This is a genomic window from Microcoleus sp. F4-D5, assembly GCF_036704885.1.
In the GTDB taxonomy this organism is placed as follows: Bacteria; Cyanobacteriota; Cyanobacteriia; order Cyanobacteriales; family Microcoleaceae; genus Microcoleus.
The window spans coordinates 126699-141333 of the sequence record NZ_JAUBSX010000006.1 but is presented as its reverse complement, the minus strand read 5'-3'; the positions used below and the strand labels follow the sequence as shown (position 1 = coordinate 141333).

Genomic DNA, 14635 nt, shown 5'->3' with positions numbered 1-14635 from the left:
GGCTAGGGAGTATCGAAATTTTAAGCGCTCGCTGCGTAACTTGTAACCAGATTATACTAATTAATATGCTTTTTAAATTATCCTCCCATGCCAGCCACCCCTGAAAGTCTCCAGAAATTCGTCACCTACTGCCAGCAACACATTACAGGCGATGAAAAAGGACAAGCACAAGTATTTTTAGACCGCTTCTTTCGGGCTTTCGGCCACGATGGGGCATTAGAAGCAGGCGCAACCTATGAGGAACGCATAGAGAAAAGTAGCAAAAAAGGTCAAATGGGGTTTGCTGATTTGGTGTGGAAAAAGCACGTTTTGATTGAAATGAAAAAGCGCGGTGAAGATTTGACTAAAAGAGAACACCGCACCCAAACAGAACGCTATTATATTCGCCTCAAAAAAGACGATCGCCCGCGCTACGTGATGATGTGCAATTTTGACGAGTTTCACATTTACGATTTCGACCTTCAGCCGGATCAGCCTGTAGACATTATATCCCTAAAGCAATTGCCCGCGCGATCGCCCGCTTTTGCCTTCATGGAATCTACCAGCCGCCGCCCCATATTCAAAAACAACCAAGTCGAGATTACCGAAAAAGCTGCTAGCAGAATGGGGATGCTGCTGGAGATGCTAATCGAACGCGGCAAAGAGCGCAAATTTGCTAAATTTAATCAGTTTCAGGCACAGCGATTTGTGTTGCAGTGCGTCTTAGCAATGTTTGCCGAAGATAGGGGACTTTTGCCGCCGGCACTCTTTACTCGCTGCGTCAAAGATTGCCTAGAAGGAGCAAGTTCTTACGATGTCTTGGGCGGCTTATTTCAAGCAATGAATCAGCAGGGAGTCACGCCGGAAGGACGTTATGAAGGAGTCGAGTATTTCAACGGCGGATTATTTTCGGAAATACACCCCATTGAACTGCAACAGGGAGAGTTGAAAATATTAGAAGTTTGTGCCGAACAAAACTGGAGTCAGGTACGCCCTTCTATTTTTGGCAATATCTTTGAATCGGCTTTGAAAACAGATAAAAAACAGCGCCGCGCCTACGGGATTCACTTTACTACAGAGGGAGACATTCGCCGCATTGTTTTGCCCACAATTAGCTATTACTGGGAAGAGCGAATTAACGCTGCAAATACCGTAGCCCAACTGCAAAATCTGCACCAAGAATTAGGTCGCTATCGCGTCCTCGATCCGGCTTGCGGTTCGGGTAATTTTCTGTATGTAGCTTATCAGGAACTCAAGCAAGTTGAAAAGTTACTTTTAGATAAGCTAAACGAGTTCGACGGTACAAGAGGTTATATGAATTTAGTCACGCCACAGCAATTTTACGGCATGGATATTAACTCGTTTGCGGTGGAGTTGGCGCGGGTGACGTTGATGATTGGCCGCAAGGTGGCGATCGATAATTTGGGATTGAAAGAACCTTCTCTGCCTTTAGATACTTTGGATAAAAATATTGTCTGTGCTGATGCTTTATTTACTGATTGGGTGAAGGCTGACGCTATTATCGGCAATCCTCCGTTTTTAGGCGGAAAGCAGATGAGGATTGCCCTGGGAGATGAATATATTGACCGCGTGTTTAAACGTTTTCCTGATGTGAAAGATTCGGTTGATTTTTGTGCTTATTGGTTTCGCATTGCTCACAATAATTTAGAACTCAATGGCAGGGCTGGTTTAGTTGCTACTAATTCAATTAGTCAAGGTAAAAGTCGTGCTGCTGCTTTAGATTATGTCGCGCAAAATGGCGGTCACATTTATGCAGCCGTTTCTACTCAGCCTTGGTCGGGCGAAGCTAAAGTTCATGTTAGTTTGATTAACTGGAGCAAGGAAAAGCCGAAAGTTTATTATTTAGATAACCTCGCGGTTTCTAGTATCAACTCTTCCCTGCAAGCTACGATTGATGTTTCTCAAGCTGCTAGGTTGTCAGCGAATTTAAATAAATGCTTTCAAGGTGTAATTCCTAATGGTAAAGGATTTATTATTACCGAACAAGAGGCTAAGGACTGGATTCAAGCGGATTTGAATAATCAGAAAGTTATTAAACTTTTTTCAATGGGTGCGAATCTCGCTAAAATTCCTAACTGTGTACCCGATAGATGGATTATTGATTTTGAGGACATGACAATAGAAGAAGCTAGCAACTACGAACTACCTTTTAATCGATTGAAATCAACTATTGCCATCGAACGCCAGAATAATCGCAATGAAGCATTAAAACTAAACTGGTGGAAATATGAAGGAAAACGCTTAGGAATGAGAAAGGCGATCGCCCCTTTATCTCACTACTTTGCAGTTCCAGAGGTATCCAAATGGGCTGTTTTCGTTCCTTGCTCTTGTGAATGGCTGCCCGGAAATAAAACTAAAGTCGTTGCCTCTGATGATTTTTATGTTTTTGGCATTCTAACATCGAAAATTCACCGAATTTGGATGCACGCTCAAAAATCAACTCTCAAAGGAGATATCGCATACACCCACAATACCTGCTTTGAAACTTTCCCATTTCCCCAGACACCGACTCGTCAATCAGTAGAGCAAATTCGGGCAACGGCGGTCGAATTGCATCAATACCGCACTCAACAAATGTCCGCAAAGCAGTGGGGAATTACTCAACTTTACAATAAATTTTTTGAAGAACCAACAAGTCAACTTTATAAACTTCATGCTAAGCTCGATCGCGAATGTAATCCAGCTTACGGATTTACTGACAGCGACGATATTTTAGCAAAAGTGCTGGAATTAAACCTAGAACTGGCAGAAAAAGAAAAACGGGGAGAACCGGTAGTTGGGCCTTGTGTCCCAACTGACTACAAATACTAATCGCTGTTACCATAAATTTTGTAAATCTGGGTATAATCACATAGATTGTTGATAGAGATCACAAACACTTTAGTCTAAAAACAGAGATACTAGAGGAAGAGTTGAGTATTGAGAGGTGAGTTTTGAGCTAAATAATTCAAAATTAAAAAATCAACACTCAAAACCGCTTTCGACCTTCAGCATAAGTGCATTCTGCTTTTCTTCGCTCAATTACTCCTGATTTGTTTGGGAGGAACTTCCCATGTTATTATTTACCCACACTCAGTCCAAGAACAGCAAGGTAGAGCAAAAGCACTATGTTCAAAAACCTTTGTTACAAACTTCAACTATTAATCTAACTGGGCTAAAGGCAGGATGCAACCGTTTACGAATCGGTCAAAAAATTAGCTATGGCTATGCTTTAGCTATCGGGATAGCGATTTTGGGAACTGGTGCGGGACTGAAATTGGGAGACTACTTTCGCAAGCAAGCTTTAGTTCAGGTAAATTTTGACCAACAGCAGCAGCAACTGCTGCAAAATTTGCAAAATACGGTATTTGAAGCCCGATCGCACGCGGCGAGATTGCCAGTCGTTTTGGGAAACACTCTGGGGCTAAAATACGAACAAGATCGGTTTGTATGGCAAATCAATCAGGCGAAAACCTTGATTTCAGAAATTGAATCTTTCGCACGAAAAAATCCCGAAGGACTAGCAAAAGAAGAGGCAGCATTGCAGGCTATATTGAAGAAATCTGCCCTCGTCATTGATTACTACGGTCAGCTAATTAAATTGCAGTTAAAAGATGTAGAAGGTGGGAATTTGCCTCCCAACAGCATCGAGTCCGCACAGCTACAAATGTTGAGGACTACCAGCGGCCAAGAGGCGATCGTACTAGATAACCTTGCTCAGAGTTTAACCGAGCTAATTTCTACAGTAGAAATTCACAAGCAGCAAGGCATCAAAGCATTAGAAGAAGCTGAAGGTTTGCGCAACCGAATTATTCTCGGGAGTATGCTAATTTCAGCACTCATCGCTGTCGCACTGGCGGACAAAACCAGCCGCGCGATCGCCCAACCTCTCGAAACCCTTACTAATGTCGCTCAGCAAGTCGCTCGCGAATCGAATTTTAACCTGCAAGTACCCGTCACAACCGAAGACGAAATCGGAGTTTTAGCAATCTCTTTCAATCAATTGATTCAGCGAGTTAGCGAGTATACAAAAGAACTCAAAGAAACTCAATCCCAATTAATTCAAACCGAAAAAATGTCATCTCTCGGTCAAATGGTTGCAGGGATAGCCCACGAAATCAACAATCCTATCAACTTCATCGGGGGCAACATTGACTATGCCAACCAATACATCGAAGATTTGGTAGATTTGGTAACTCTCTATCAAGAATATTATCCCAACCCACCAGATGCTATTCTAGAGCGCATCGAAGACATTGAACTCGAATTTCTCAGAGAAGATTTACCAAAAACCCTATCTTCGATGAAAATGGGAGCCGATCGCATTCGCGAAATTGTCGTATCCATGCGGAATTTTTCGCGATCGGACGACGGAAAAATGAAATCAGCCGACATTCACGAAGGAATTGATAGCACCCTCGTAATTCTCAATCATCGGCTCAAACAAGGTATTCAAGTTATTAAACAATACGGCAACTTGCCTGCGCTTGAGTGCTATCCGGCCCAACTCAATCAAGTATTTATGAACGTGATCGGCAATGCAATAGATGCGCTGGAGGAGGTGAAAAAGGAAGACAAAGGCTATTCGCCAACTATTTGGGTTAGCACGGAAATTACAGCCGACAATACTGTCACCGTCAAGATTCGGGATAACGGGCCGGGAATTGCCTCCGCCAGTGCCCAACAGATATTTGACCCATTTTTTACTACAAAGTCGATCGGCAAAGGTACTGGATTGGGATTAGCTATTTCCTATCAAATCCTTGTCAAGCATCAAGGCAAAATTGAGGTAAATTCTCAAATAGGACAGGGCACGGAATTTGTGATTACTTTGCCAGTTGCTGCGTAATATCACGCGGGGCGATCGGGATGAAAATAAAAAATCGGTTCCGACTGTCGCAGAATTTCCAAAACCAGACGACTTGCTGAACCAATTGAAGGCCAGACGCAAAAATTCCGGGGCGAACTTGGCAGATCTAGAGGCGCTTTTGGACATAGTAGAAAACCATTAGCGCGAAAATTGAGCGGAAAACAGAACTCTTGGTGACAATAAATCTGAAACCGTTGAATCATATTGTTTTCGGTTGCATCAGAATGATACCGAGGACACGGCAGTGCCGTGTCCCTACCCAAATTAATTGTAGGGACACGGCAGTGCCGTGTCCTCTATATCATGTCGCTCGTGCAACCGGAAACGATATCAACATTCAACAGTCAACAATAATTCCGGTGCAACCAGAATTGATATCACAAATGATTGAAATGGATGGGGGCGGAGGGACTTGAACCCACACGACCGTTTCGGGTCAACGGATTTTAAGTCCGTAGCGTCTACCATTCCGCCACGCCCCCTTTGGTTAAGCTGTTGTGTTTTTGAGCCATTAACAACAACAGCCTTTTATACTACAGCCAAAACCCCTATTTACGCAACCCCTAATCAAAAAATTCCCAAAAGTCGCGCTGCATCTCCCCAAGCGGTACAATAGTTAACCAGCTAACGGAGCGTGTCAACTGACTTACCGTGTTATTCTTCCCATAAAGCAAATCTATGTATATTACCTTACTGCTTTACGCCGTCTTGGCAGGAACCTACCTCCTGGTAGTACCCGCCGCTACCTACGCTTACCTGAACAGCCGCTGGTACGTGGCTACCTCTGTTGAGCGCGGCTTCATGTACTTCTTGATGTTCTTCTTCTTCCCAGGTATGTTTCTCCTAGCTCCATTTTTGAATTTTCGGCCGAAACGGCGGCAGATAGAAGCCTAAATGCGACGTATTGACGTAATTGGAATCAGTATCGGCTTTTTTGCCGCAGGTGGGTTTATCTACTTGCTGCTGCAATTGGCCGGACTCGACAGCATGAATGCAGGGATTTGGAGTCAGTTGTTTTTGGTCGCCGGCTTGATTGGCTGGCTGGTGACTTATTTATTTCGAGCACTGACTCAAAATATGACCTACAGTCAGCAACTGCAAGACTACAAAGAAGCTGTTTTGCAGAAGCGGCTGGATGAACTCACTCCTGAAGAATTAGCCCAACTTCAAGCCGAAATAGAGCAGGAAAAAGATAATTAGTCAGTTATCAGTTGTTAGTGGCTAGTTGCTAATAACTCATAACTCATAACTAATAAATAATGACAACTGACACCAGACAACTGACAACTGCCTAATGACTATTTCTAATTGTTTTGAAAACTTGCGCAAGAACCATCAATGTGCATTGATTCCTTTTATTACTGCTGGCGACCCCGACTTGGAGACAACGGCTAGAGCACTGCAAATTTTGGATGATAGCGGTGCAGATGCGATCGAGCTTGGCGTTCCCTATTCTGACCCGCTAGCTGACGGGCCGATGATTCAAGCAGCCGCTACCAGAGCTCTACAGCGGGGGACGCGGTTAGATGCGGTGCTGGAAATGGTAGCGAAAGTTAGTCCGAATTTGCGATCGCCCATCATTCTCTTCACATACTACAACCCGATTTTGTACCGAGGTATAGAAACCTTTTTGCAGCAAATCAAAAGTGCTGGAGTTCAGGGATTGGTTGTACCCGACTTGCCCTTAGAAGAAGCAGACAGTCTCATCCAACCTGCCAACAAATTAGGGATTGAACTCACATTATTAGTTGCGCCCACAAGCCCTAAAAGTCGCATAGAAGCCATCGCTCACCAGTCTCAAGGATTTATTTACTTAGTCAGCGTGACGGGGGTTACGGGAGTGCGCGAAGGCTTAGAAACGAGAGCAAAAAAGTTGCTGCAAGAACTCCGCACCGTCACCGACAAACCCATCGGCGTCGGGTTTGGTATATCAAAACCCGAACACGCTCGCCAAGTGAAAGAATGGGGTGCAGACGCTGCGATTGTTGGCAGTGCTTTTGTCAAACGCTTGGCTGAAGGTACTCCAGAACAGGGTTTAGAAGCGATAGGCGAATTCTGCAAGAGTTTAAAAACAGCGATTCAAAATGCTTAGCCACTGTGCAGATACTTTCAGCCATTAGACAGATGTTTGCGATCGGGATGTGCGGCGACAATTGCGATTAAAGACCTTGTTGTACTTGAGATCATACACCACCTTCCTTCTAGTTCCTGACTAGAAGGTTTTTTTTGAGCCGAAAACGCAAAACATTCCAACATACTGCGCGCGCGGAGAATCAAACAGCCATGTTGGGAAACGACATTTCCGTGTCGGGCGCGGGGTGTGCCGACTTTGAATAATTTCTAGAAGCTCGAAGATTGTCAATTCCTTTGTCCTTTTTCCTTCTTCCTTTGTCCTTCTTCCTTCTTCCTTCTTCCTTCTACTATAACTTGAGGAATGTAACTTGGGATAGATGAAAAGCTCCTGTTTCTATTCGTATACTTAAATAAGTGTTTAAGTGCCTAATTTGGTAATTTGTAATGCTAGATCTACAGAACCACTAGGCATTTGAGCCTCTAACAATAGAAAGGAGCATTTTTATGAAGAGACTAACTGCATTTCTGAAAAAAATTCGAGCTGTACAAATTTTAACAGTGTTTCTGGCTGGCATTTTAGTATTAGTGAGCACTGCCTGCAGTCGCCCTGATGTAATGGCAGGAAAAACTGATGTAACGGCAGGAAAAACTGATGTGATCGCAGGAAGAACTGCCGACAAAATTAGAGAAGAAGTGCCGAGTGGGGCTGTAACTTCCGAATACAAAGGCGGCATGAACAACTACAGGGATGACGACCCCAGAAACCAAAAGCTCACATCAGCAGAAGCAAAAGCTCAGCTTCTCAAAGAGCAAGCGCAGCACCGCATCGACACTAAATCTAGCAACAATGTAGGGGAAAACGTGCGGCGGGTAGCGGACGACGCGCCTGACAAACTCGACCAAATTGGGGAAAAGGTGAAGGAAGATGCTCGCACCGCTGAGCGCAAAGCTGATGACTTTGGCGACAAAACCAAACAAGGCTTTGCTAATCTTAAAGAAAACACTCGCGAAGGCTTGAAGGGAGCAAAAGATATTGTTAAAGAAGCCACGCAGGGAGCAAAAGAAAGAGCAGCAGAGGGTACTGAGTCTCTGAGATATAATACCAGCGGCGGCCAAGAAAATATCAATGATGCAGCACGAGATGCAAGATAGAACGCTGAAGATGCCTCGGACAATATTTGCTAGAAAGTGAATCGAGATATTGACAGAACTCAACGAGGACCATAAAGAGCGACAGACGCGATCGACTAATCTCAAATAACGCTGTTTCCTTCTCTGGAAGCTACATTCCGACAGGGGTTAAAACCCCTGTCGGAATGTAGCTAAAGTCCTCTCAAGACGACTGCATATTACTATTTGATGCGGTTTTAACCCGTGGGAGGACTATTAGCCCGAAAGTAGAGTGCAGGGTGGGTTTTAGCATAATGAAACAGCCGGGCCCGTAAACAAAGCGGGGGGCTGGAGTGCTACTCATTTCACCACGGATTTTTTTTATTTATATATATTATATTTGGACTTTTTAAGGTAAAATTTTTTACATTGGATCTCGGAAATTTGACCGATCGAGCTATATTAAATTCAATTAATTATACTAATTACACATTGTATTTTTCTAGACACGCTTCTGCCGTGTTCCTACGGTATTTCGCGTTCATTATAACCGCATTTTAGATTAACCGCACAAACTTATACGTAAGTAACAGGCTGCAAGCCGATCGCCAAAGTATAAAATCTTGTTCATTCACAGATAATTGAAATTTTTGACCGACCGATCGAAAATTATGCTCTTTATGTCCTAAGATATATAGACTAACTTTTTTGAAGTTAATGTCTGGGTTGAGGTCAGCCGATATGGACGCAATAGTAGATGGAGTAGATTTGACTGCGGTAGTGCCGGGATATCGCCCGATCGCGCAATTGTACGCCGATTCTCGATCGGCTGTCGATCGGTTTGTGCGCGAGAAAGACCGACAACCCGCTACTAAAATTCTCAAACCTACGTCGTTGTGGCGGATGATTTCCGGTGGGCGGTGCTGCCAAAATACGATAAAGTTGCATCCACCGTCGTTAATTGTATCGGTCGAAAGAGTCCTCAAGCGAACAGACATTCTCGACGAGATCGAACGGCACCCTGTTATTTACAAATATATGAAACATCCGAATATTTGAAGAGATCTTGACTTTTACCTGCCAGATGGAGGTCGATAAATTTTAGCAAAAAGAGAGGACTGATTCGGGATATACTCGAGCCTTAATCCGCATCCAATCGACAGGGGAAATGAAAGCAAACCTTATCGTGAGAATTATGTTTCAATGCTAGTAACGATGATGCACGACTTTTACGATGCGCTGGCACATTTGGAAATCTATGCAGATGCCGCACCGACGGAGCGCCAACAAATCCTTAAGCGCGTTGGGGCTAGTCAGAAAAAACTCAAAGAATTCGCGCACCATACCCCAATCAATTACCAACACAAGTTAGATCTGGTTGAGGCAGAATTGCTCCGCGTTTTGGGACAGACAGCAGAAGCAATGGAACTGTACGATCGAGCTATTACCGGAGCTCAAGCTAACGAATATTTGAATGAAGAAGCTCTTGCCTGCGAACTCACTGCTAAGTTTTACCTGTCATTGGGAAGAGAAAAAATTGCGCGAGTATACATGATAGATGCCTATGATTGCTATGTTCGCTGGGGAGATAAAGCCAAAATAGACGACTTAGAAAAACGCTATCCTCAATTGTTAAAACCGATTTTAGAACCAGCAAAAATCCCTGCAAATCAATTAGCCAATTTTCCAACACCTGCTGGGTCAAATCAATCGCTTCATCCATCCATTCATCCGTCTATTTCGGCTAGCGTCTCAGATTTTGGAAATTTTTCAAGTCTGCTAAAAGCTTGTCAAGCCCTCTCTAGTGAAATTCAGCTCGATCGACTGATTGCCAAACTGATGCAACTGGCGATGACAAATACAGGATCGGACAAAGCAGCGCTGATTTTGCCAAACGGCAATCAATGGGAAATCGCTGCTACAAGCGCGATCGACAATTATGGAGTCGATCGCCCGATCGACTTATCATCCGCAACACTCGATGAAAACAGCGAGATCTTGCCCCTCAAAATTGTTGACTGCGTTAAAAACTTGTTGAAACCTGTGATTGTGCGGGACATCGCTCAAAAATGTGATTGGGATTCCGACTCATACATCCTCAAATACGAACCGCAGAGCGTGTTGTGTTGGCCGATTATCGAGCGAGGCAACTTAGTCGGCATTTTGTATATGGAAAATCGGTTAACCGCAGGAGTTTTTACCCGCGATCGCCTGCAAGTTCTCAATCTCCTGTGTTCCCAGGCAGCCATCTGTTTGCAAAACGCTCTGCTACATCAAAAATCTCAGGATTACTGCCGACAATTAGAGCGATCGCTAGCAAAATTCAGTCGAACCGAAGCTCAGCTTGCCGATCAGAAACAAATGCTCCAAGCCATTATTGATGTCGCTCCGATTTGGATTTGGATGGTTAATCCCAGCGGTAAAGTACAGTTTTTGAACAAAACCTTTTCTCAAAATATGGGCGTGCCTGTGAGCGCTTTCCTAGCTGTCGATCATTACAAAGATATACTGGGAGAGAATGCAGCGGGCTGTCTGCTTTCAGATGCCGCCTGCCTTGCCCAAGATTGGCCGCATTACTCCAGCGAAACTATCAGATTTGTTGACGGCAAACTACACTATTTAGAATTCACGAAAGTCCAGCTAAAAAATTGCCAGGGTGAGACCATCGGCATTATTGGTTTAGGTGTTGATGCCACCGAACGCAAGCGAGCAGCGGAACTTTTGCAAGAGCAAAACCAACAGCTAGAACAAACTTTAAAAGATTTACAGCAAGCACAACTGCAACTCGTTCAAAACGAAAAAATGTCTGCTTTGGGCAATTTAGTCGCCGGAGTCGCCCACGAAATTAACAATCCGATTGGGTTTATTTCTGGCAATTTAAATGAAGCTAAAAGGAGTTTAGAAGATGTGATAGAACACTTAAAATTGTATCGCTCCGCTGCATCGAAATCGGAAATGGCAGACCACGCCGAAGAGATAGACCTCGATTATCTTTTGGAAGATTTACCGAAGATGATTGATTCAATGCAACTCGGGTGCGATCGCATTTGCAGCATCAGCAACAGTTTGCGTACCTTCTCCCGAGGCGACAAAGACTACAAAGTTCCTTTTAATATCCACGAAGGCATTGATAGCGCTATTTTAATTTTGAAACACCGCCTCAAAGCAAACGAACACCGCCCGCAGATCGAAGTGATAACTAAATACGGCAATCTCCCTAAAATCGAATGTTTTCCCGGTCAATTAAATCAAGTTTTCATGAACCTGCTTGCCAATGCGATCGATGCCTTAGAAGAGTCCAATTTAGGACGCAGTTTTAGTGAGATTAGCGCCAATCCCAACCGCATCACAATTTGCACTGAGGTAATGGGCGAAGGGTACATTAAAATAAAAATTGCTGATAACGGCATCGGGATGAAACACGAAGTTAAAGAGCAGATTTTCGACCATTTGTTCACGACGAAAGGTGTAGGCAAAGGAACTGGATTGGGGTTGGCAATTGTCCACCAGATTGTGGTAGAAAAACATGGCGGAAGCATCGAGGTGTATGCGGAGCCAGGAATTGGCACTGAGTTTGCGATCGTTTTGCCTGTGAAGGGATAAATTTTAATTAAAATTTAATTTTTTTGAATTATTTTTTTTGACGATCGCATAATAAGATATACTGACTTTGATTCGGATATTTTTTTGAAACCCTTGGGATAACTCTTTTAAAGTAGCATTATTTTTTTCATCAAGCAGTTGTTCGATCGCATCAATTTTCCCAAGCAACTTAAGGAAAATCCGCCACCGTGAGAAAGGGGAGCTAGACTTTTTACTTCTCCCTAGCGAATGGGCGAGTTTTTGAACCAAGCTTTGAGCTACCTTAAAACGTTATGAGTAGCTCGCCCTCATGAAAGAGGATTGGTGTGTGCGATCCCAAAACGCTAATGAACTTTACTGATGGTACTTTATGCGGTTGATAACCGCTATATTGCCTCAAGTGATGTACCTGAGAGAGGAAGTAAAGGCGATGAAACTACAAACTATTGGCTCGATCGTACTCTTCTCACTTATAGCGGCGCTGAGTGGCGGCGATTTTCTCTTCATCATTAGTGCTCAAGCGAAAATCTCTTCTCCTCAATTTTTGGCTCAGAACCATGCAGGCCGGAAAGCTGAAGCTGACAGATTTTTTAAGGAAGGGGAACAACAGGCTCAGACGAGTCAATTTGAAGCAGCTATACAGTCTTTGCAACAGGCATTAAATATTTATCGGGAACTCAAAGACCGTTCGAGTGAGGCGAAAACTCTGACCCGTCTTGTACGTCCTTACGCTCTTCGAGGTGACTATGCCAAAGCGATTGAATTTTGTCAGCAAAGTTTAGCGATCGCCCGTGAAATTGCTGACCGCTCAACTGAGCAGCGGGCTCTCACTAATTTAGGCTCTGTTTACGGTGCTCTCGGCGAGTATGCTAAAGCGATTGAACATTATCAACAGAGTTGGGCGATCGCGCGCGAAACCTCTAATCCCTTAAATGAGGGAGGAGTTTTAATCAATTTAGGAGTTATTTACGGTACTCTCGGTGACTACGCCAAAGCGATTGAATATTATCAGCAGAGTTTAGCAATCATGCGGGAAATTTCTAGTAGCTATGGCGAGAGGCTGGCGCTGGGCAATCTTGGAGTCGCTTACCGCAATCTAGGAGACTTTGCTAAAGCTATTGAGTATGGTCAGCAGGCCTTAGCGATCGCGCGGCAAACCAAAGACCGCCAAGGAGAAGCAAGTGGGCTCGGGGATCTCGGAACGGCTTACAATTCTCTCAGTGACTATGCTAAAGCGATTCAATACCTCAAGCAGTCGTTAGCGATCGCGCGAGAAGTTTCCGATCGCCGGGGTGAAGTAATTGCTCTGGACAATCTGGGATTTGCACTCTACAAACAAGGCAATTTTCTAGCAGCCGAGCAAACACTCTTTGAGGGAATCAAGGTTCTTGAATCTCTGCGAGCTGGATTAGATCGTCACAGTAAAGTGTCAATCCTAGACACCCAAGCTCACATCTACCAACTTTTACAACAAGTCCTTATTGCCCAGAATAAAACTCAGGAAGCGTTAGAAATTGCTGAGCGGGGAAGAGCGCGAGCTTTTGTAGAGTTATTAGCTGCTCGCCTCGCCCCCTCAGCCTCTGCTCAAATCACCATCAACTCGCCCAACATCCAGCAAATTCAACAAATTGCTAAAGAACAAAACGCCACCATTGTTGAGTATTCAACAATCAGAAATCAAGCTCTCTATATTTGGGTAATTAAGCCCACTGGTGAAATTACTTTTCGCTCCGTTGACCTCAAATCCCTCAACATTAATCTCAAAGAAGCCACGGAACGCACGAGAGTCGCTGCTGCTACTGGCAGAGGATTGAACGAACAAGATACAATCATTACTGATATGATTCGCGGCACTCGCGATGCTCTGGGTACATCGGAAAATAATCTCTCCTATCAAGCAGCAACAAATCACCCAAACTCAACCCCTGCTAATTCCCAAACCGCTAACCCAAAATTACAACAACTTTATCAATTGCTGATTCAGCCGATCGCTGACATTTTACCAACCGATCCCAATGATCCCGTTATCTTCATTCCGCATCAATCGATCTTTTTAGTTCCCTTTGCTACCCTACAAAATGCTCGAGGTCAATACCTAGTTGAAAAACATACCATCATCATTGCTCCCGCCATTCAAATCTTGCAGCTAACCCACCAAGCGAGACAAAAAAACCGACAAACTTCCCCCCAAAATATCCTCGTTGTCGGCAATCCCACCATGCCCAAAATTGGCAACCCCCCGCAGCAATTAGATCCGCTCCCTGGCAGCGAACAGGAAGCCCAAATCATTGCCAAACTTCTCAACACTCAAGCACTGATCGGCCCTCAAGCCACGAAAACAGCTATTATTCAACAAATGTCAAATGCTCGGATTATTCATCTAGCCACTCATGGTTTACTCCATGAAGTCAAAAGGCGAGATATGCCAGGAGCGCTCGCCCTGGCTCCCTCGGAAAATGATGACGGCTGGCTCACTTCCAGCGAAATCTTAGATTTAAAATTAAATGCTGAATTAGTCGTTTTAAGTGCTTGCAATACTGGCAGAGGAACAGTAACCGGTGATGGTGTTATTGGCTTATCTCGCTCATTAATTACTGCCGGCGTTCCCAGCATCCTCGCCTCATTGTGGTACGTTCCCGACGCTCCCACGGCTGAATTAATGGCAGAATTCTATCGCCAGTTGCAGCAAAATCCTAATAAAGCTCAAGCCTTGCGACAAGCAATGCTAATCACGATGAAAAAGCATCCCGATCCCAGAGATTGGGCTGCATTTACCCTGATTGGTGAAGCAGAGTAATAGCTTTTAGGACTTACGCAAGTGGCACATAGAGTAGGCGGTAAGGTAAATCTTTCAAGATTTACGCAGGCACACTAGATATACAGCATATTCCAGGTTTATGAAGTACAGTAGCAGCAGCTTGTAAACCAGTTTTTGAAGTGCTTCGTATTCCTAAGAGGGTGAAACTTAAAGGTTTTTTGGGTGCGCGATAGTAAGTAGGTTATTACTGAGATATTGCACCA

Annotated in this window: 9 protein-coding genes, 1 tRNA gene and 2 pseudogenes; 10 read left to right on the top strand and 2 right to left on the bottom strand. The window is 44.1% G+C overall.

Going from position 1 to position 14635, the window contains the following annotated elements; genetic code table 11:
• Window positions 1–87: 87 nt before the first annotated feature.
• Together QUA80_RS05065 and QUA80_RS05060 are read left to right on the top strand one after the other, a co-directional pair.
• On the top strand, window positions 88–2811 hold the full coding sequence (locus tag QUA80_RS05065; protein ID WP_333421994.1) for a DNA methyltransferase: 2724 nt from the start codon (window positions 88–90) through the stop codon (window positions 2809–2811).
• Window positions 2812–3052: 241 nt separating this feature from the next.
• Complete coding sequence (locus tag QUA80_RS05060; protein ID WP_333421992.1) at window positions 3053–4828, top strand: ATP-binding protein; 1776 nt, start codon at window positions 3053–3055, stop codon at window positions 4826–4828.
• Between the two features lie 418 nt (window positions 4829–5246).
• Here the strand turns inward: QUA80_RS05060 and QUA80_RS05055 are convergent.
• Window positions 5247–5331, bottom strand: a tRNA-Leu gene (locus QUA80_RS05055).
• 196 nt (window positions 5332–5527) lie between these two features.
• Here QUA80_RS05055 and ndhL point away from each other — a divergent pair.
• The 7 genes and pseudogenes from ndhL to QUA80_RS33690 form a co-directional block, all read left to right on the top strand.
• A complete protein-coding gene (gene ndhL, locus QUA80_RS05050; protein ID WP_333242600.1) occupies window positions 5528–5743 on the top strand; it encodes an NAD(P)H-quinone oxidoreductase subunit L in 216 nt (71 codons plus the stop codon).
• The gene (locus QUA80_RS05045; RefSeq protein WP_333340913.1) at window positions 5744–6049 is read left to right on the top strand and encodes a DUF3007 family protein; all 306 of its coding nucleotides are present in this window, start codon (window positions 5744–5746) and stop codon (window positions 6047–6049) included. It abuts the gene before it with no gap.
• Window positions 6050–6143: 94 nt separating this feature from the next.
• Complete coding sequence (gene trpA, locus QUA80_RS05040) at window positions 6144–6941, top strand: tryptophan synthase subunit alpha (RefSeq protein ID WP_333421990.1); 798 nt, start codon at window positions 6144–6146, stop codon at window positions 6939–6941.
• A gap of 485 nt (window positions 6942–7426) precedes the next feature.
• A complete protein-coding gene (locus tag QUA80_RS05035) occupies window positions 7427–8074 on the top strand; it encodes a DUF6658 family protein (RefSeq protein ID WP_333421988.1) in 648 nt (215 codons plus the stop codon).
• A gap of 699 nt (window positions 8075–8773) precedes the next feature.
• Window positions 8774–9091, top strand: coding sequence for a hypothetical protein (locus QUA80_RS05030; RefSeq protein ID WP_333421986.1), 318 nt, complete (start codon window positions 8774–8776; stop codon window positions 9089–9091).
• 144 nt (window positions 9092–9235) lie between these two features.
• Window positions 9236–10729, top strand: a pseudogene (locus tag QUA80_RS33695) (GAF domain-containing protein); the annotation flags it as partial.
• Window positions 10730–11143: 414 nt separating this feature from the next.
• Window positions 11144–11635, top strand: a pseudogene (locus tag QUA80_RS33690) (sensor histidine kinase); the annotation flags it as partial.
• 3 nt (window positions 11636–11638) lie between these two features.
• Here QUA80_RS33690 and QUA80_RS05020 read toward each other — a convergent pair.
• A complete protein-coding gene (locus tag QUA80_RS05020) occupies window positions 11639–11884 on the bottom strand; it encodes a hypothetical protein (protein ID WP_333421982.1) in 246 nt (81 codons plus the stop codon).
• 160 nt (window positions 11885–12044) lie between these two features.
• Between QUA80_RS05020 and QUA80_RS05015 the strand changes: the two genes are divergently transcribed.
• Window positions 12045–14411: a CHAT domain-containing tetratricopeptide repeat protein gene (locus QUA80_RS05015; protein ID WP_333421980.1), complete on the top strand. Its 2367-nt coding sequence runs from the start codon at window positions 12045–12047 to the stop codon at window positions 14409–14411.
• Window positions 14412–14635 lie beyond the last annotated feature (224 nt).

Bases quoted from the DNA above. Each gene is read 5' to 3' on its own strand.
- QUA80_RS05065 (WP_333421994.1), top strand. From the start codon at position 88: ATGCCAGCCACCCCTGAAAGTCTCCAGAAATTCGTCACCTACTGCCAG.
- QUA80_RS05060 (WP_333421992.1), top strand. From the start codon at position 3,053: ATGTTATTATTTACCCACACTCAGTCCAAGAACAGCAAGGTAGAGCAA.
- ndhL (WP_333242600.1), top strand. From the start codon at position 5,528: ATGTATATTACCTTACTGCTTTACGCCGTCTTGGCAGGAACCTACCTC.
- QUA80_RS05045 (WP_333340913.1), top strand. From the start codon at position 5,744: ATGCGACGTATTGACGTAATTGGAATCAGTATCGGCTTTTTTGCCGCA.
- trpA (WP_333421990.1), top strand. From the start codon at position 6,144: ATGACTATTTCTAATTGTTTTGAAAACTTGCGCAAGAACCATCAATGT.
- QUA80_RS05035 (WP_333421988.1), top strand. From the start codon at position 7,427: ATGAAGAGACTAACTGCATTTCTGAAAAAAATTCGAGCTGTACAAATT.
- QUA80_RS05030 (WP_333421986.1), top strand. From the start codon at position 8,774: ATGGACGCAATAGTAGATGGAGTAGATTTGACTGCGGTAGTGCCGGGA.
- QUA80_RS05015 (WP_333421980.1), top strand. From the start codon at position 12,045: ATGAAACTACAAACTATTGGCTCGATCGTACTCTTCTCACTTATAGCG.